Source organism: Comamonas sp. DB36 (genome assembly GCF_057914905.1).
In genome coordinates, this window is record NZ_CP196632.1 from 329,864 (window position 1) to 344,767 (window position 14,904).

Genomic DNA, 14,904 nt, shown 5'->3' on the forward strand with positions numbered 1-14,904 from the left:
TCAGCCGTAATGCCCGTGCAGAAACCAGGCGGTCTTCTCGCCCGCGAGCCGCGCCTGGAACACCCACAGCAGGCCCGCATGCGGGCTCAAGGCGAGCCAGTAGTCGCGCTGCACATTGCGCGTCGGTTCGGCATTGCCGGTGCTGTCGGCGTCGCGGTCCCACCAGCCGCCTTCGACGCGGTCCGGTCCGAGCAGCAGCTGCAGCCTGCCCTGATAATGCGGCCGGTTCTCGCGCTCGACCAGCTGCAGCGGCTGCGCCAGCAACCAGGTGGGCAGGGGCAGGCCATGCAGGGGCTGGGGCTTGGCACTGCGGCGCGGCTCCTGGGCTGACCATCGCTGCATCCATTCGAGCCGGTGGTCGGCGCGCAGCTGCGGGCGGCGAATGCAGTCTTCGCCCAGCCGCGCCTGTATGCGCTCGAGCGCCTGACGCACCGACGCGCCCTGGTGCGCCGGATCGGGAATCAGCGAATGGCTTTCTTCCGTCAGCGCCTGCACTTCGATGGCCAGCAGCTCGAGCTCGCCTGCGGGCGCGCGCAGCTCGACCTTGGCCAGATGCTCGCCCAGCAGGCGCGCGAAATGCGCCACGTTCTGCGTGGGCGCGGCCGTGCGTATCGTCAGCTCGCCGCCCGGTCCCGCGGCGCGCGCGCGCAGGCTGTCGTGGCACCAGCGCAGCGTGAACGCCGTCGCGCCCAGCCGGCGCGCGCGCAGCCAGCCGGCCATCAGCAGCAGCAGCCGCTGCGCACCCCACAGCAGCTCGGGCGCCAATTCCACGCGCGCCATCAGCTCCAGCCGCGCATGGAAGGTCTCGGGAATGCTGACCCAGGCATAGGTCTCGGGCCGCAGGCCATAGGCCTGGTCCAGCGCCGAGAGCAGCGCGGCATCGAAGCGCCGCGCAATGCCGCCGCGCGGCAGCGCGCGCACCTGGCCCAGCGTGCGGCAGCCCACGCGCGCCAGAGTTGCCTGGTGCAGCGCGACGGCGCTGAGGCTGGTCAAGGGCAAGGCATCCAGCCACTGCTCCAGCGGGCGCGACAAACCATCGGCCAGGCCTTGGCGAACGAGCGCCAGCGCCGCAAGCCCGGTAGGCGCCCAGGCCACATGCGCGCCCAGTTCCTGGGCGCCGGCCTCGATCAGCGCCTGCAGGCTTTCGGCGCCGCCAAACAGCCGCAGGCTGGCTTCGACTTCGAGCAGCACCGCTTCCTCGACCAGGGCCACGCGCGGCGTGAACTGCAGCGCCCAGACCGCGAGCGACTGCGCGTCAATCGGCGATGCGCTGTGCAGCGGCAAGAGGCTGGCCCAATGCATGGAACACCTCCTCTCGTTGGACCTCGACAGGCTGCAGCGCGTGCAGCGCGTGCAGCGCGTGCAGCCGGGGAGGAGTGACGCAATGCAGATTGGCCGGCAGCGCACGCAGCTGCCAGCGGTCTAAGCCTGCAGGGGAGGACGGGAGGTGGGCCGAGGTAGTCATGGTGGAATGCTGTATTTAATCACAGTATATCAACCTGTTTGGCTTTTGCAGTTCGGCTTACTGGGCGAAGGCCAGGCTGGGGGCTGCAGGCCACGCCGGCCAGATGCGGGACAATGCCTGATTCGGCTTCAATGCAACAGGCACACATGGTTTCCAGCTTCAGCGAAATGATTGCGGCCCTCCAACTTTGGGTGCATGCGCTCACTCCTGCAGGGAGTGAGAGATTCAATGGGGTGGCGTGGCTTTCCCTGGCCTGCTACCTGGGGTTCGCCGTGATCGCCCTGAATTACGCGTTCAAACCCTGGGCAGAAAAAGTGATGTTCGCCTGCATTGGGAGCGCAGCGGCGGCCTCGCTATGGCTTCACTTGGCCCTTCTTCACTCCCCCTCGTATGTGGGTGAAGGCGCGCTCTGGAGATTTGTCTCCCTGTCCCGGTATCTTCCCTGGGCGGTCATCGGCTTGAGCGGCGCGTACTTGATCTACCGGATTTGCGCGCGGCGCAGATGAGGGCCTTCTGGCTCTTGCTTGCGCCAGCGGCGTGAACTGCAGCGCCCGGACCGCGAGCGACTGCGCGTCAATGGGCGCTGCGCTGGAACTGTGCCGCGGCAAGAGGCTGGCCCGGTGCAGGCAACACCTGCTCGCGTTGGACCTCGATGGGCTGCAACTCGTGCAGCCGCGGAGGAATGACGGAATGCAGATTGGCCGGCAGCGCGCGCAGGTGCAGCACTTCATCGGCGCTCGCGCCGCGGCGCTTGCGTATGCGCAGCTCTATGGCCCAGCTCTTGCCCAGCGCGACCGACACGCGCAGCGGCGCGGGCGAGGCGTCGCGCAAGGCGGCCTCGGGGCGGAACACAAACACCGGCGCATCGCAGTGCAGCGCCTGCACCTGCAAGCGCCGGATCTGCTCGGGCCGCGCCTGGGGCAGCCAGACCAGCAGCGCGCCCGCGGCGTCCGACTTGATCAGCTGCTCCGCAACCCAGAGGCTGTCGGCCGGCGCCTTGACATCGATCCAGACCAACTGCTCGGGTGCCAGGCCCAGCTGGGCCAGCCCCATGGCCAGCGGCGGCTTGGGCGGCGCGACCAGGTAGACGCGGCTGTTGCGCCCGGCGACAAAACCCGGCAATGCAGGCGCAAGCAGCCGCCATTCGCACAGCGCCGACTGGGCCAGCAGCACTTCGCTCAGGCCCTGGGTGGGCCAGCCGCCGCCGGGCAGCGCGGCGTCGAGCTGCGCAAAACCCGTGGGCAGCGTGCGCCCCGGCGCGGCGCCGACTTCCGTGCCGCGCCACACGGCCTGCGCCACATGCGCGGGCAATTGCCAGCGGTCGAAGCCGGGGGCGCAAGAAAGAGGAGTGGCGGGGCTCATGGCGATGTGCTGTATTTAATTACAGTATATCTGCCATCCTCGTGTTTGGGGAACCTGGTGCGGCATCACACGCGCCGCAACGTGGCTGTTCGAGGGGACAACGGCATTCACGCATTTCCCGATGGCCGTATGGGTCAAGAAAAAATGGGCGGATAGTGGGCTTTTTGCGAGTAACTGTATATACATACAGTTTCTGTGCGGTCTTGGTCGGCTTCAGATCGCCCACGGAAGAAGCCGTGCGGCGAGAAAGGCCAGCATGAACGCCACCCAGTCCGTGAGAATGTGGGCGCCAATGGACACCCACAGGCTGCGGGTGGCGATGTAGGCCAGCGTCCAGATCACGCGCGCCGCGCCTATCACGACGAAGCACTGCACCCAGTTCCAGTCGTAAGTGGGCAGGTGGCCGGCAGAAAACAGCAGCGTCGAGCCCAGCAAGGCCAGCGCAATGCTGCTGCGCCGCCCCCAGCCCCAATGCGATGCCGTGAGCTGGAGAATCGCCAGAAACGGCAGCATGGTCAGCAATTCCTCGCCCAGCAGCTGGGGCAGCAACATCAGCAGCAGCCAGGTAAAGTCGCGCAACGGCAGGGTGGCGCCGAACTGGGCCACGGGATTGGGGCTGAGGGGCGCGAATTCACTCACCCACAGCGCGGCGCCGATTGACGCGACGCTGGCCAGCAGCCCGGCGCCTAGGCTCACGGCGGCTTCGCGCAGGCCGAAACGCCCGAACAGCGCCTGGCAATCATGTCCCACCATTCAGGCGGCGGTGCTGGACATCATGAGCAAGAGTCCCGCGCGAACGGGCTCAGCATCGCCTGCAGCGCCTTGCGCCCGAGCACCTGCCGCTGCGCGCCACCCCGGCCCATGCGATGGAGGCCTTGCAGACCGTGGGTATGGCATACCGGGGTCGGCACGGCCGGCACGCAAGGGACATCCGCCGGGCACACTTTTTCAGGCCAAACTCCCGCTGGGCGACCATACGATGCCGACCCATGCCCGGCGAGCGTCAACCGCGGGCGTGCTGGGCGTGCGCTGCCTTGGTCTGGCACAGCGCATCGAACTCCTGCGCCAGGTCGCCGAGCTTCACTGCCGCCAGCCGCTGCACCAGCAGCGCCTGGGCCTGGGCCAGCGCGTCGTCGAGCGCCGCGTTCACCACCTGCTCCACGCCGCACTCCGGGTTCTCGCTGGCGCTGCCGATCGCAAAGATGCGCGGCCCGCCCACGGCCGCGTGGATGTCGAGCAGCGACACCTGGGCCAGGTCGCAGGACAGCTTCCAGCCGCCGCCATGGCCTTTTTCCGATTGCACGTAGCCGGCTTTCTTCAGCCCCGCCATGGTACGGCGCACGACCACGGGGTTGGTGGCCAGCATCTGCGCGAGCTGCTCCGAGGTGAAGGGCGCGTCCTGGCGCGCCATGTGCAGCAGCACATGCAGCATGCGGGACAGGCGGCTATCGCTTCTCATGGGGGGCTCCGGAGACAGAAGTCATGAATCATTATAGGTTGCATGACTTGGGCTTGCTGCGTATCATGAAACATCAAAAGTTTCTTGAAAGAGTCTTCATGCTTTACGACGTCATCATCATCGGCGGCAGCTACGCCGGCCTGGCCGCCGCGCTGCCGCTGGCGCGCGCGCGGCGCCAGCTGCTGATCATCGATGCCGGCCAGCGCCGCAACCGCTTTGCCGATCGCTCGCATGGCTTCCTGACCCAGGACGGCGCCAAGGCCGCCGACATCGCGGCCGTGGCACGCGAGCAGGTCCTGGCCTATGGCACGGTGCAATGGCTAGCTGCCAGCTCCACGGGCGCACGCCCGGTCGAGAACGGCTTTGGAGTCGAGACCGACGATGGAGGGCTGCACACCGCCAGGCGGCTGGTGCTGGCCGGCGGCGTGGTCGATACGCTGCCCGAAGTGCCGGGCCTGGCCGAGCGCTGGGGCCGGCAGGTCTTCCATTGCCCGTACTGCCACGGCTATGAGCTGCAGCAGGGCCGCATCGGCGTTCTTGCCACCTCGGAGCTGGCCATGCACCAGGCACTGCTGCTGCCCGACTGGGGTCGGACCACGCTGCTGCTCAATGACCGCTTCACGCCTGACGCCCAGCAGCGCGCGCAGTTGCAGGCGCGCGGCGTGCGCATCGAGACCGGCGCCGTGCGAGCCATCACCGGCCAGGCCGATGTGCGCCTCGACGACGGCCGGGTGCTGGCTTTCGACGGCCTGTTCACCGCGCCGCAGTCCCGCGTCGAAAGCCCGGTGGCACGGGCGCTGGGCTGCGAGATCAGCGCAGGTCCCATGGGCGGCGTGATTCAGACCGATGCGCTCAAGGCCACCACGGTAGCCAACGTGTTTGCCTGCGGCGATGCCGCGCGCTTGGGCGGCTCCGTGCCCCTGGCCGTGGGTGACGGCACCATGGCGGGGCTGGCTGCGCATCGGTCGCTGGTGTTTGCGCCGCATTGACCAGCGCCGCCGGCTCGCAGAAGATGGCGGGGTCCAACACTTCCGCCGCCTTGCATGCTTGCCGCCATCGACTTTTCCGCCCCTTCCCATGAAGTCGCACGCCAACTGATTGGCGTCACGCTGCTGGTCGATGGCGTGGGCGGGCGCATCGTCGAGACCGAAGCCTATGACCAGGCTGATCCGGCCTCGCACACCTTTGGCGGGCAGACCGCGCGCAATGGCGCGATGTTCGGCCCGCCCGGTCATGCCTATGTCTACCGCTCCTATGGGCTGCACTGGTGCTTCAATACCGTGTGCCGCGAGGCCGGCCATGGCGCCGGGGTGCTGCTGCGCGCCATGGAGCCCACTCAGGGCATAGAGACCATGCGTGCGCGCCGCGGGCTGCAGGAGTTGCGCCTGCTGTGCGCCGGGCCGGGGCGGCTGGCGCAGGCGCTGGGCATCGATGCCCGGCTCAATGCGCAGCCGCTGGCGTGCCCGCCGTTCGAGCTGCTGGCGCGCGCGGCGGCAGCGCCGATCGAGGTGCTGGCCGGGCCGCGCATAGGCATTTCCAAGGCGGTGGATGTGCCCTGGCGCTTCGGCCTCAAAGGCTCGCGCTTCCTGAGCCGCGGCTTCGCGGCGGCGCCGGGTTAGCGGTGGACTAGCGGCGGCGGTTCTCTCCCGGTTTTCCGGGGCAGGAACATCCCATGGCCGGGCACGGCAAAACCACGCAAGATGGGGCGATCTACCACTTGCGGATTGCGCGGACTGCATGCTTGTTCAACGCCGTTGCTTTCTGGCCCGGGCCCTGGCGGGCGCGGGGCTGCTCATCGGCGGTTCGGTCGCGGTGAATGCGCATGGCCGCTATGTGGGCAACGGCCCGCTGGGGAATTCGGTGCGCGCGCTGCAGATCGTGCTCGCCGACGGCGCCGTGGTCGAGGCCAGGCGCAGGCGCAACGCGGCGCTGTTTCGCGCCGCCCTCGGCGGCTATGGCGCTTTGGGCGTGATCAGCGAAGTCGAGCTCGACCTGGCGCTGAACGTTTCCATGGAACGCAGCATGGCGTCGGTGGCCCTGGAGGACTATCCCGACTACTTCCTGGGAACGGTGCGCGACGACCCCGACTGCATCCTGCACAACGCCGACCTGCTGCCGCCGCTGTTCGATGCGCCGGTGGCGATCTCGTGGCGCGCCACGTCCAAGCCGCTGACCGAAACGACGCGGCTGATTGCGCGCGGCCAGTCCTATGACATGCACCAGAACGCCATTTTTGCGCTGACCGAGCTGCCTTGCGGACCCGAACTGCGCCCCCATGTGGTGAACCCGCCGTGGTGTGGCGCAACCACGAGGCCAGCCACGACGTCGCAGAGCTGGAGCCGCGCACGCGCCGGATATCGACCTATGTGCTGCAGGAGTACTTCATTCCCGTGCGGCACCTGGTGGCTTTCGTGCGCGAGATGGCCGGCATCATTCGCCTGCGGACGAACTGAGCCTGCTGCCCTGGGCCAGGCAGGAGGTGTTCTCGCTGGTCGTCTATTACAAGCAGCGCGTGCATGAAAAAGCCCACGCGCAGGCGGGCGCCTGGACGCGTGCGATGATCGATGCCGCGCTGCAGTACGGCGGGCGCCATTACCTGCCTTACCAGCTGCATGCGACGCGCGAACAGTTCCTGCGCGCCTATCCCGAAGTCGCCCAGTTGCGCCAGCTCAAGCAGCGCCTGGACCCGCAGGGCAAGTTCTCCAACCAGCTCTGGTTGCGCTATCTCTGAGCCCGGGGATTGTCGTTCGGCGACCGCATCGGGGGTTTTGGAGGAACCCGCGTGGCGGGCCGCGGAAGATAGTCGCACGCATGGGTTCCCACGCTTTGTCACGGCGGCGCTTTCTGGCCTTGGGCGCGACCCGCCTGTCTTGGGGCGCAGGCGCGCGCGCGTCGGCGCGCATGTCGGTCGATGTGGTGATCGTGGGCGCGGGCGCGGCCGGGCTGACCGCGGCGCGGCGCCTGCAGGCCCAGGGCCACAGCGTGCTGGTGCTCGAAGCCGCGCAGCGCATAGGCGGGCGCGCCTTGACCGACGCGCATTCGTTTGCCCTGCCCATGGACCTGGGCTGCAGCTGGCTGCACCAGGCCGACCGCAATCCGCTCACGCCCATCGCGCGCGCGCTCGGCTTCACGCTGCTGGCGCATGACGGCGCGGCCCGGCATTATCTCGATGCCGGAATTGCGCTCGACGCTTACCAGCGCGCGGCCATTCTTGCCGCCGAAAAGCGCCTGGCCCAGGCCATGGCCCGCGTGGGGCCGGCCGACCGGGCGCTGGCCTGCCTCGTTGACGACCCCCGGGATGCCGCAATGCTGCGCGCGCTGCGCCAGATCGGCGAACTCGATGCGGGCGGCGCTGCCGAGGACACTTCGGTGCTGGGCCTGCGCGCGCAAGGCAGTACCGCGCCGAACTGGCTGGTGCGCCAGGGCATGGGGCGCATCGTCGCGTCGCTCGGCCGGGGGGTGAACATCGCCCTGGGCCAGCGCGTCACGGCCATCACGCAGGGCGCGCGCAGCGTCAAGGTCGCGACCGCCACGGGCGGCATCACGGCGGCGCACTGCCTGGTCACGGTGTCGACGGGCGTGCTGCGCGGCGAAGGCATACGCTTCACGCCGGGCCTGGGCCAGGGCGCGCTCGCGGCGCTCGATGCCTTGCCCATGGGGCATTTCAACAAGGTGATCCTGGAGTTCGACGGCCCGCTGTCCGGCCTGGCACCCGGCGACTGGTTCGGTGAAGGGCGCAGCTTTCAGCCGGACAAGGCGCTGGACTTTCTGGTCCACCCCTTTGATTCCCGCCTGATGGTCGCGTTCGCGGGCGGTGCCTATGGCCGCGCGCTGTCCTGCGCGCGCCCGCGCGACGCGGCGCATGAAGTGCTGGCGCGGTTGCGTGCCTGCGTGGGCGGGCTGGGCAGGCCCAAGACCTGCGCCGTGACCGACTGGTCGCGCAATGCGCTGTTTGGCGGCAGCTATGCCTATCTGCGCAGCGGCGGCGGCGCTGCGCGCGCGCAACTGGCGCAGGCGGGCGGACCGCGCCTGCACTTCGCCGGCGAGGCCTGTGCCAGCGAACTGGTCCAGACCTGCGGCGGCGCCTGTCTGAGCGGCCTGCGCGCCGCCGACACCATCCACGCGCGGCTCATTTCAGCCGCTTGAGGCCCTGGGTAATGGTTTGCCTTGTCGTCCAGTAGTCGCTCCACGGGTCGCTGTTGCGCAGGCTCAGATAGTCGCGCGCCGTGGCAATCGTCCAGTGCGCCGCGCCCGACAACGTGGGCAGCTGCTCCCAGGACACCGGCATCGACACTCCCATGCCGGGCCGCGCGCGCGCCGAAAACGCCGCCACCGTGGTCTGGCCGGGGCCGTTGCGCAGGTAGTCGATGAAGATTTTGCCCACGCGCTTTTGCGGCCCCATCACCGCGACGAACTTTGATGGAATGACGCGCGCCATATGCTGGACCAGCGCCTGCGAGAACGCCTTGACCTGGGCGTGGTCGCGCCGCGGCGTCAGCGGCACGACGACATGCAGGCCCTTGCCGCCGCTGGTCTTGGGCCAGCTTGCCAGGCCCAGCTCGGTGAGCATCACGCGCGTGAGTTCCGCGGCTTCCAGCAGCTCGGCCCAGCCCACGCCTTCGCCCGGGTCCAGGTCCAGAACCAGGCGATCGGGCTTGTCGATATGGGTGATCTTCGAATTCCAGGTATGGAACTCGATCACGTTCATCTGCGCCGCGGCGATCAGCGCCTGCGCCGAATCAATCGCCAGCAGCGGCGCATGGCCGGGCGACAGCGCGGGATCGAGTTCCTTGACGCCGGCAATCTTGCCTTCGGCGTGCTTCTGGAAGAACTGCTGGCCGACTACGCCCGCGGGCGCGCGCAGCAGCGAGACCGGCCGGTTCTTGAGATGCGGCAGCAGCCACTCGGCAACGCTTTCGTAATAGCGCACCAGATCGATCTTGCGCAGCCCGGTCGTCGGGTCTATGACGCGCTGCGCATGCGTGACCGTGACCGCGCTGGCGCGCGTACGTGCCGGTGCCGGCGCGGCGGCGGCTTGCCTGGCCTGTTCCCTGACGACTTCCCTGGGGGGCTTGTCGCCGCGGATTGCCTTGAACACCGCATGGCGCAGTTGCTGGTCGGGCGTCCAGGCGCCAAAGCCGACTTCGACCACCAGCGACGGCCTGACCCAATGTTCGCTGCCAGACTTGCGCTGCGGCCAGCGGCCGGGCTTGGGCGGGGCTGCGGCGGGCTGGTCGATTTCCAGCGGCCGCAGCAGCGCCAGCAGCTGGCGCGCCGTTGCCGCGTCCCAGCCCGTGCCCACGGCGCCCGCGGCGCGCAGTTCGCCGTTCTCGTGGTAGCCCAGCAGCAGGCTGCCGACCTCGCGGCTGGCGCCGGCGCGCAGCGTGAAACCCAGCACCACGAATTCCTGGCGCAGCTGGCACTTGAGCTTGAGCCAGGTCGTGCTGCGCCCCGATACATAGGGCGCATCGGCCTGCTTGACCATCACGCCTTCGAGACCCATTTCGCAGGCGGCGCTCAGCAGCTGCGCGGGCGCCGCCTGCAGGGTCTGGCTCAGGCGCAGCTGCGCGTTCTCGCGCCCGTCCAGCAACTGTTCGAGCAACTGACGCCGGGCGCGCAGCGGCAGCGCGCGCAGGTCGCTGTCGCCCAGAAACGGCAGATCGAACAGGAACAGCACGATGTCCCCGGCCTGGGCGCTGTCGATCGCGTTCTGCAATCGGTGCAGGTCGGGCAGGCCTGCGTCGTCGAAGACCACGATTTCGCCGTCCAGCCAGGCATGGGTCAATCCAAGTGCGGCAATGGCCGGCACCAGCGGCGCGAGCTTGTCGCTCCAGTCATTGCCGTTGCGCGTGAACAGCCGCACCTCGTCGCCATCGACACGCGCCAGCACGCGGTAGCCGTCGAACTTGCTCTCGACAATCCAGTCGCCCTCGGGCACCGAGGACACCAGCGTGGCCAGCTGGGGCGTGAGTTGCGCGGGCAGCGCGGCCTTCTTGGCGCCGGTCGGCGCGCCCACGGTCAGCGCGGGCGCCGCCAGCGGCTTCTGGATGACGCTGTCGGGCAGCGCCGTGAGCACGTCGTACTCGCTGCGCGGCCTGGCCCAGGCGTCGCGTTTCTTGAACAGCAGCCACTGGTTGCGCTTCTTGTCCGCAGGCTTGGAGATGCGCACCAGCTCCCACAGGCCCGCGAGCTTTTGCCCGTGCAGCGTGAAGACCAGCTTGCCTTTGGCCAGGCCCGCGCGCGCGTCGCTCTGGGGCTGCCAGCTGCCGCGGTCCCAGACGATCACCGTGCCCGCGCCGTACTCGCCCTTGGGAATCTCGCCTTCGAAGCGGTTGTAGTCCATGGGGTGGTCTTCCACCTGGATGGCCAGCGTCTTGACGCCGGGGTCCAGGCAAGGGCCCTTGGGCACGGCCCAGCTGCGCATCACGCCGTCGAGTTCCAGGCGAAAGTCGTAATGTAGATGCGAGGCCCAGTGCTTCTGGATGACGAACTGCAGCGGCCCGCACGCGCTGCGCGGCGCGACCACGCCCGCGGGCTCGGCGGTCTTGTTGAAGTCGCGCTTGGCGTTGTAGGGCCCCAGCGGCGCGGCGGGCTTTGTCATCGCGGGTGCTGCTGCGCTCAGGCGGCTTTCTTGCGCACCGTGGCCGCGCCGGATTTTCTGGCGGCGGCCTTGGCCGGCGCCTTGGTCGTTGTCTTGGCGCGCGCCTTGGCCGGCGATTTTTCCGGCGTTTTTGTGGGCGCCTTGGCACCGCGCAGGCTGCGCTGCAGCAGCGCCGTGAGGTCCAGCACCTGCGCGCTGTGCGGCGCTTCTTCCTCGGGCTCGACGACTGTGTGGCTGTCGCCGGCCTTGGCTTTCTTTTCCACCAGCTGCATGACCTGCAGGCGAAACTCGTCCTTGAAGTCGGCCGGATCCCATTTGCCCGACATTTCGGCGACCAGTTGCTTGGCCATCTTGAGTTCGGTGGCGTTGACGTTCTTCGCGCCCGCGGGCGGCAGCTCCAGGCCTTCGAAAGTCCGGACTTCGTCGCCCCAGCGCAGCAGGTTCAGCACCAGCGCCGGCCCCGAAGGCACGAGCGCGGCAAGATGCTGCCTGGTCGAGATCACCACCTTGGCCAGGCCGATCTTGCCGGTGGCAAGCAGCGTCTCGCGCAGCAGCGCATAGACCTTGTCGCTCTTGTTGATGGGCGCGATGTAATACGGCCGCTCGAGGAACACGAACGGCATTTCGCGCGCATCGATGAAGCGCTCGATCTCAATCGTCTGCGTGGTCCTGGGAAACACCGCTTCTATCTCTTCGGGGCTGATCAGCACGTACTTGCCGTCTTCGTACTCCACGCCCTTGACGATGTTGTCCTGGCCGATCTCGCGGCCGGTGCGCTTGTTGATGCGCTTGTAGCCCACGGGGTCCATGGAGCGCTTGTCGAGCCAGTCGAAATCTATGCCCTGCTCGGTGGCCGCGGTGTGCAGCGCGACAGGAATATGCACCAGGCCGAAGCTGATGGCGCCTTTCCAGAGCGTTCGACTGGCCATGTCTGCCTCCTTACGTTCCCGTATCGTCAGGCGCCGGGCGCCGCCCGCCGACCCACATGCCCATGGCCAGGCCCAGCACGCCCATGGCGACCACCGTGCCCACGGCCCGTTGATTGGCCTGTCGCTGGCCGCCATCGATTGCCGTGACCACCGACGGCGTGAACAGATTGCCGTCGGAAGGCATCGCCGGGCGCGCGCGCCCCAGCGCCCAGCGCGTCACGCGCTGCATGCTGGCACCCAGCCACTGCGGCGCGATCGCCTGGGCCAGCCGGCCCGCACCCGCGCCCGCGCCCACCCAGGTCACGGCGCGCGGCCGCTGCGCGAGCGCGACCACGGCGCGCGCGACGCGGCGCGGGTCGACCAGCGGAATCGGCACGCGGATATTGCTGCCCGTGTAGTTGGCGCCGTGCGAGAGTCCGGGCGAGTCGACAAAGGTCGGCGCGACATCGCAGACATGGACCTGCGGCAGATCGGCGACTTCGGCGCGCAGCGCCTGCGAAAGCCCGCGCAGGCCGAACTTGCTCGCGGTGTACGCCGCCGCATAGGGCGCGGGAATCCAGCCGCCCACGGAAATCAGATTGATCAGCGTGCCGCGTCCGCGCTCGCGGAAGTGGCGCAGCGCGACATGCGCGCCCTGCAGATGGCCTATGAGATTGGCTTCGACCACACGGCGGTGCGCTGCCAGCGGCGTTTCGTCGAAGCGCCCGATGGCGCCCACGCCCACGCCGTTGACCCAGATATCGATATGGCCGTGCAGCGCGAGCGCGGCTTCGGCCAGCCGCTCGACCGCATTGGCATCGGTCACGTCGGTGGGAACGACCAGCGTCGAGGGGGCGCCGGCCGCGCGGCAGGCCGTGGCCACGGGAGCGAGCGTTGCCACGTCGCGCGCCGCGAGCACCAGGCGCGCGCCGCGCTCGGCAAAGGCCAGCGCGCTCGCATGGCCAATGCCGCTGGAAGCCCCGGTGATCACGACCACCAGGTCCTGGGGCTGTGTGGAGTTCTGGTCATCGGCAGAAATGGGTTCGGAGCGTTCCATCGTTCTCAGCCCTTTCCGGCCGCTGCGGGCGTGATCACGCCGCAGGCGATGCGTCCGCCCGAGTTGCCCGCAGGGTTGCTCGCGTAGTCGTCCTCGCGCTCATGCACCACCAGCGCGCGGCCCATCACCGAAGTCTTGCCGGGCTGCAGCGTCACATGGGGATTGGTGAAGCGCAGACTGCCCTGGCGGTCGGTGCCCACGAGAATGTTGGGCGCTTCGCCCGCATGGGCTTCGTGCGCCGACTGGCCGGGCCGGCCATGCTTGCCGGTCATGAACGGATCGAAATGTCCGCCGGTCGCGCCAAAGGCAATGGTCTGGCCCGCGGCATCGGGTCCGGGCGCGCAGGCGCCGTTGGTGTGGATATGGAAGCCGTGCGGGCCCGGCGTCATGTCCTGCACCTGGATGGTGATTTCCACGCCCGCGCCGCCGGGCAACACGCGCAGCGTGGCATTGCCCGCGGGCGCGCCGCTGGCCGTGACCAGGGCGACCCGCGCGCCCGGCGTGGAGTTCGCGCCGGACATGCTGCCGCTGGCGGCGCAGCCGGTCAGAAACAGCGCAAGCGCGGAAAGCACGGCGGTGCTGGCGGGAATCAGGGGGCGGTGGTTCATGGCGGCAGGTTCCTCAAAAAATCGATCGGCGGACGGCAGCAACAGCGGTGCGCCGCAGCGTTCTATCCTCCGCGCAGGCGCCAAATCATTGGCAGGCGCATTCCTCCAACCGCTGTAGGACACGCTCGGTCTTCGTCGCGACCTCGACGCCCGACCATCTGCAAAATTGATAGCTTTTAACTTTCAACTTCAGTTTTTTGATCTGAGGATTGCATGTTTTGCAATCCGGCGCCGAGCGTAGGCGCCCAGCGCGATGGGGAAATCACAATGGAGAACGACAGCGACGCGGCAGGACTTCACGATGGCGCGGCCCTGGGCACGCGCGACATCGTGGTCAGCCGCTCGGGCTACCACCTGGTGCTGCGCCTGCGCGATGGCACGCACAGCCTGACCCTCAACGACTACTTCCGCAGGAGCGCCATGGGCGGCTATGTGCGCGATGAAGTGCGGCTGGTCGACGGCGGCCTGTGGACGCTGGCCCAGCTCCAGGCCCGGCGCAAGCCCGCTCCCGTACCCGCGCCCTAGGCCGGCTGGCTCCGCATCTCGAAGAACTGGCTTGGGGTCTGCCCGAAGTGCTTGCGGAACATGGTCGCGAACGCGCTCGGACTGTCGTAGCCCAGGGCCAGCGCGACGTCGATCACCTTGTCGCCGCCGGCCAGCAGCTCGAGCGCGCGCAGCAGCCGCGCCTGCTGGCGCCAGCGGCCGAACGTCATGCCGGTCTGGGCCGCAAACAGCCGCTGTATGGTCTTGGCGTCGATTGCGGCCTGGGCCGCCCAGTCGGCCAGCGTCGAAGTGTCGTCGGGCCGCAGCTGCAGGCGCCGGCAGATGGCCAGCACGCGCGGGTCGGTGGGCATGGGCAGGTGCAGCGGCAGCACGGGCAGGGCGTGCAGCTCGTCGAGCAGCAGCCGCAGCAGGCGCGCATCGCGCGAATCGGGCGGCGAGGGCGGCTGCACCTGGACCGCCGCGCGTATCAGCTCGCGCAGCAGCGCCGAGACGCCCACGACCTGGCAGCTGTCGAACAGCTGCGGCGCGGCGTCACGCTGCACGAACAGGCTGCGCATCTGCACTTCGCCTATGCAGCGCAGCGAATGCGTCATGCCCGCGGGCATCCACAGCCCGCGGCTGGGAGGAACAATCCACTGGCCGGCGTCGGCATGCACCACCATCACGCCCTGCAAGGCATGCAGCAGCTGGTGCTTGCCGTGGGCATGCGGCGGAATGGTCCAGCCCGCGGGATAGTCGGTCGCGCGGCAGGTCACGGCGGCGGCGCTGCTTTCGACCTGGGCCAGGGCCTGCGGGTGGGGCGTGGTTTGCGGCGTGTGGTGCATGTCCTTTTTGCGATGGTTGAGCACCAAATGGCGCAAGACAGACTTTAGCGCGCTTTCTAGAATCCGTACGGCTGCCCGGCACTTCCGCGGGGCGAGCTTGCTACATCACAAGGTTA

Annotated in this window: 17 protein-coding genes; 7 read left to right on the top strand and 10 right to left on the bottom strand. The window is 68.7% G+C overall.

Annotation, left to right across the window (positions count from 1 at the left end):
* Both ACSVDO_RS22480 and ACSVDO_RS22485 read right to left on the bottom strand, forming a co-directional pair.
* Positions 1-1,302 (bottom strand): Y-family DNA polymerase, encoded by a 1,302-nt coding sequence (locus ACSVDO_RS22480; RefSeq protein WP_489597309.1) that lies wholly within the window; start codon positions 1,300-1,302, stop codon positions 1-3.
* Complete coding sequence (locus ACSVDO_RS22485) at positions 1,256-1,465, bottom strand: hypothetical protein (protein WP_489597311.1); 210 nt, start codon at positions 1,463-1,465, stop codon at positions 1,256-1,258. The genes ACSVDO_RS22480 and ACSVDO_RS22485 overlap by 47 nt, the downstream gene beginning before the upstream one ends.
* A 146-nt stretch (positions 1,466-1,611) precedes the next feature.
* Here ACSVDO_RS22485 and ACSVDO_RS22490 point away from each other — a divergent pair, with 146 nt between their 5' ends.
* Positions 1,612-1,971: a hypothetical protein gene (locus ACSVDO_RS22490; protein ID WP_489597313.1), complete on the top strand. Its 360-nt coding sequence runs from the start codon at positions 1,612-1,614 to the stop codon at positions 1,969-1,971.
* Positions 1,972-2,038: 67 nt separating this feature from the next.
* On the opposite strand, the gene imuA is transcribed toward ACSVDO_RS22490, so the two are convergent.
* From imuA to ACSVDO_RS22505, 3 genes are all read right to left on the bottom strand, one after another.
* Positions 2,039-2,827 carry a translesion DNA synthesis-associated protein ImuA gene (imuA, locus tag ACSVDO_RS22495; protein WP_489597315.1) on the bottom strand — a complete coding sequence of 263 codons (789 nt, stop codon included), beginning with the start codon at positions 2,825-2,827 and terminating at the stop codon, positions 2,039-2,041.
* Between the two features lie 213 nt (positions 2,828-3,040).
* Positions 3,041-3,580, bottom strand: coding sequence for a CPBP family glutamic-type intramembrane protease (locus tag ACSVDO_RS22500; RefSeq protein WP_489597317.1), 540 nt, complete (start codon positions 3,578-3,580; stop codon positions 3,041-3,043).
* Positions 3,581-3,830: 250 nt separating this feature from the next.
* Positions 3,831-4,286 (bottom strand): Rrf2 family transcriptional regulator, encoded by a 456-nt coding sequence (locus ACSVDO_RS22505; protein WP_332682374.1) that lies wholly within the window; start codon positions 4,284-4,286, stop codon positions 3,831-3,833.
* Between the two features lie 98 nt (positions 4,287-4,384).
* Here ACSVDO_RS22505 and ACSVDO_RS22510 point away from each other — a divergent pair, with 98 nt between their 5' ends.
* From ACSVDO_RS22510 to ACSVDO_RS22530, 5 genes are all read left to right on the top strand, one after another.
* A complete protein-coding gene (locus ACSVDO_RS22510; RefSeq protein WP_489597318.1) occupies positions 4,385-5,275 on the top strand; it encodes an NAD(P)/FAD-dependent oxidoreductase in 891 nt (296 codons plus the stop codon).
* A gap of 54 nt (positions 5,276-5,329) precedes the next feature.
* Positions 5,330-5,905: a DNA-3-methyladenine glycosylase gene (locus ACSVDO_RS22515; protein ID WP_489597320.1), complete on the top strand. Its 576-nt coding sequence runs from the start codon at positions 5,330-5,332 to the stop codon at positions 5,903-5,905.
* 118 nt (positions 5,906-6,023) lie between these two features.
* On the top strand, positions 6,024-6,806 hold the full coding sequence (locus ACSVDO_RS22520) for a hypothetical protein (protein ID WP_489597322.1): 783 nt from the start codon (positions 6,024-6,026) through the stop codon (positions 6,804-6,806).
* Complete coding sequence (locus tag ACSVDO_RS22525; RefSeq protein ID WP_489597324.1) at positions 6,799-7,017, top strand: D-arabinono-1,4-lactone oxidase; 219 nt, start codon at positions 6,799-6,801, stop codon at positions 7,015-7,017. The genes ACSVDO_RS22520 and ACSVDO_RS22525 overlap by 8 nt, the downstream gene beginning before the upstream one ends.
* An 80-nt stretch (positions 7,018-7,097) precedes the next feature.
* A complete protein-coding gene (locus tag ACSVDO_RS22530) occupies positions 7,098-8,432 on the top strand; it encodes a flavin monoamine oxidase family protein (protein WP_489597326.1) in 1,335 nt (444 codons plus the stop codon).
* Here the strand turns inward: ACSVDO_RS22530 and ligD are convergent.
* The 4 genes from ligD to ACSVDO_RS22550 are packed head-to-tail and all read right to left on the bottom strand — an operon-like array spanning position 8,416 to position 13,460.
* Positions 8,416-10,887, bottom strand: a complete 2,472-nt coding sequence (gene ligD, locus ACSVDO_RS22535) for a DNA ligase D (protein ID WP_489597327.1) — start codon at positions 10,885-10,887, stop codon at positions 8,416-8,418. The genes ACSVDO_RS22530 and ligD overlap by 17 nt on opposite strands.
* 17 nt (positions 10,888-10,904) lie before the next feature.
* Entirely contained in the window at positions 10,905-11,816 is a 912-nt protein-coding gene (gene ku, locus ACSVDO_RS22540; protein WP_489597329.1) for a non-homologous end joining protein Ku, read from the bottom strand.
* A gap of 10 nt (positions 11,817-11,826) precedes the next feature.
* The gene (locus ACSVDO_RS22545; protein WP_332548392.1) at positions 11,827-12,852 is read right to left on the bottom strand and encodes an SDR family oxidoreductase; all 1,026 of its coding nucleotides are present in this window, start codon (positions 12,850-12,852) and stop codon (positions 11,827-11,829) included.
* A gap of 5 nt (positions 12,853-12,857) precedes the next feature.
* Positions 12,858-13,460: a superoxide dismutase family protein gene (locus ACSVDO_RS22550; RefSeq protein WP_489597330.1), complete on the bottom strand. Its 603-nt coding sequence runs from the start codon at positions 13,458-13,460 to the stop codon at positions 12,858-12,860.
* 267 nt (positions 13,461-13,727) lie between these two features.
* Between ACSVDO_RS22550 and ACSVDO_RS22555 the strand changes: the two genes are divergently transcribed.
* Complete coding sequence (locus ACSVDO_RS22555) at positions 13,728-13,985, top strand: hypothetical protein (protein WP_489597332.1); 258 nt, start codon at positions 13,728-13,730, stop codon at positions 13,983-13,985.
* Here the strand turns inward: ACSVDO_RS22555 and ACSVDO_RS22560 are convergent.
* Complete coding sequence (locus tag ACSVDO_RS22560) at positions 13,982-14,788, bottom strand: AraC family transcriptional regulator (RefSeq protein WP_489597333.1); 807 nt, start codon at positions 14,786-14,788, stop codon at positions 13,982-13,984. The genes ACSVDO_RS22555 and ACSVDO_RS22560 overlap by 4 nt on opposite strands.
* Positions 14,789-14,904 lie beyond the last annotated feature (116 nt).

Excerpts from the sequence above, each read along its gene's own strand:
- ligD (WP_489597327.1), bottom strand. The coding sequence starts at position 10,887 with ATGACAAAGCCCGCCGCGCCGCTGGGGCCCTACAACGCCAAGCGCGAC.
- ACSVDO_RS22490 (WP_489597313.1), top strand. The coding sequence starts at position 1,612 with ATGGTTTCCAGCTTCAGCGAAATGATTGCGGCCCTCCAACTTTGGGTG.
- ACSVDO_RS22500 (WP_489597317.1), bottom strand. The coding sequence starts at position 3,580 with ATGGTGGGACATGATTGCCAGGCGCTGTTCGGGCGTTTCGGCCTGCGC.
- ACSVDO_RS22560 (WP_489597333.1), bottom strand. The coding sequence starts at position 14,788 with ATGCACCACACGCCGCAAACCACGCCCCACCCGCAGGCCCTGGCCCAG.
- ACSVDO_RS22550 (WP_489597330.1), bottom strand. The coding sequence starts at position 13,460 with ATGAACCACCGCCCCCTGATTCCCGCCAGCACCGCCGTGCTTTCCGCG.
- ACSVDO_RS22485 (WP_489597311.1), bottom strand. The coding sequence starts at position 1,465 with ATGACTACCTCGGCCCACCTCCCGTCCTCCCCTGCAGGCTTAGACCGC.
- ACSVDO_RS22545 (WP_332548392.1), bottom strand. The coding sequence starts at position 12,852 with ATGGAACGCTCCGAACCCATTTCTGCCGATGACCAGAACTCCACACAG.
- ACSVDO_RS22530 (WP_489597326.1), top strand. The coding sequence starts at position 7,098 with ATGGGTTCCCACGCTTTGTCACGGCGGCGCTTTCTGGCCTTGGGCGCG.
- ACSVDO_RS22515 (WP_489597320.1), top strand. The coding sequence starts at position 5,330 with ATGCTTGCCGCCATCGACTTTTCCGCCCCTTCCCATGAAGTCGCACGC.
- ACSVDO_RS22510 (WP_489597318.1), top strand. The coding sequence starts at position 4,385 with ATGCTTTACGACGTCATCATCATCGGCGGCAGCTACGCCGGCCTGGCC.
- ACSVDO_RS22480 (WP_489597309.1), bottom strand. The coding sequence starts at position 1,302 with ATGCATTGGGCCAGCCTCTTGCCGCTGCACAGCGCATCGCCGATTGAC.
- imuA (WP_489597315.1), bottom strand. The coding sequence starts at position 2,827 with ATGAGCCCCGCCACTCCTCTTTCTTGCGCCCCCGGCTTCGACCGCTGG.
- ACSVDO_RS22520 (WP_489597322.1), top strand. The coding sequence starts at position 6,024 with ATGCTTGTTCAACGCCGTTGCTTTCTGGCCCGGGCCCTGGCGGGCGCG.
- ACSVDO_RS22505 (WP_332682374.1), bottom strand. The coding sequence starts at position 4,286 with ATGAGAAGCGATAGCCGCCTGTCCCGCATGCTGCATGTGCTGCTGCAC.
- ACSVDO_RS22555 (WP_489597332.1), top strand. The coding sequence starts at position 13,728 with ATGGAGAACGACAGCGACGCGGCAGGACTTCACGATGGCGCGGCCCTG.
- ku (WP_489597329.1), bottom strand. The coding sequence starts at position 11,816 with ATGGCCAGTCGAACGCTCTGGAAAGGCGCCATCAGCTTCGGCCTGGTG.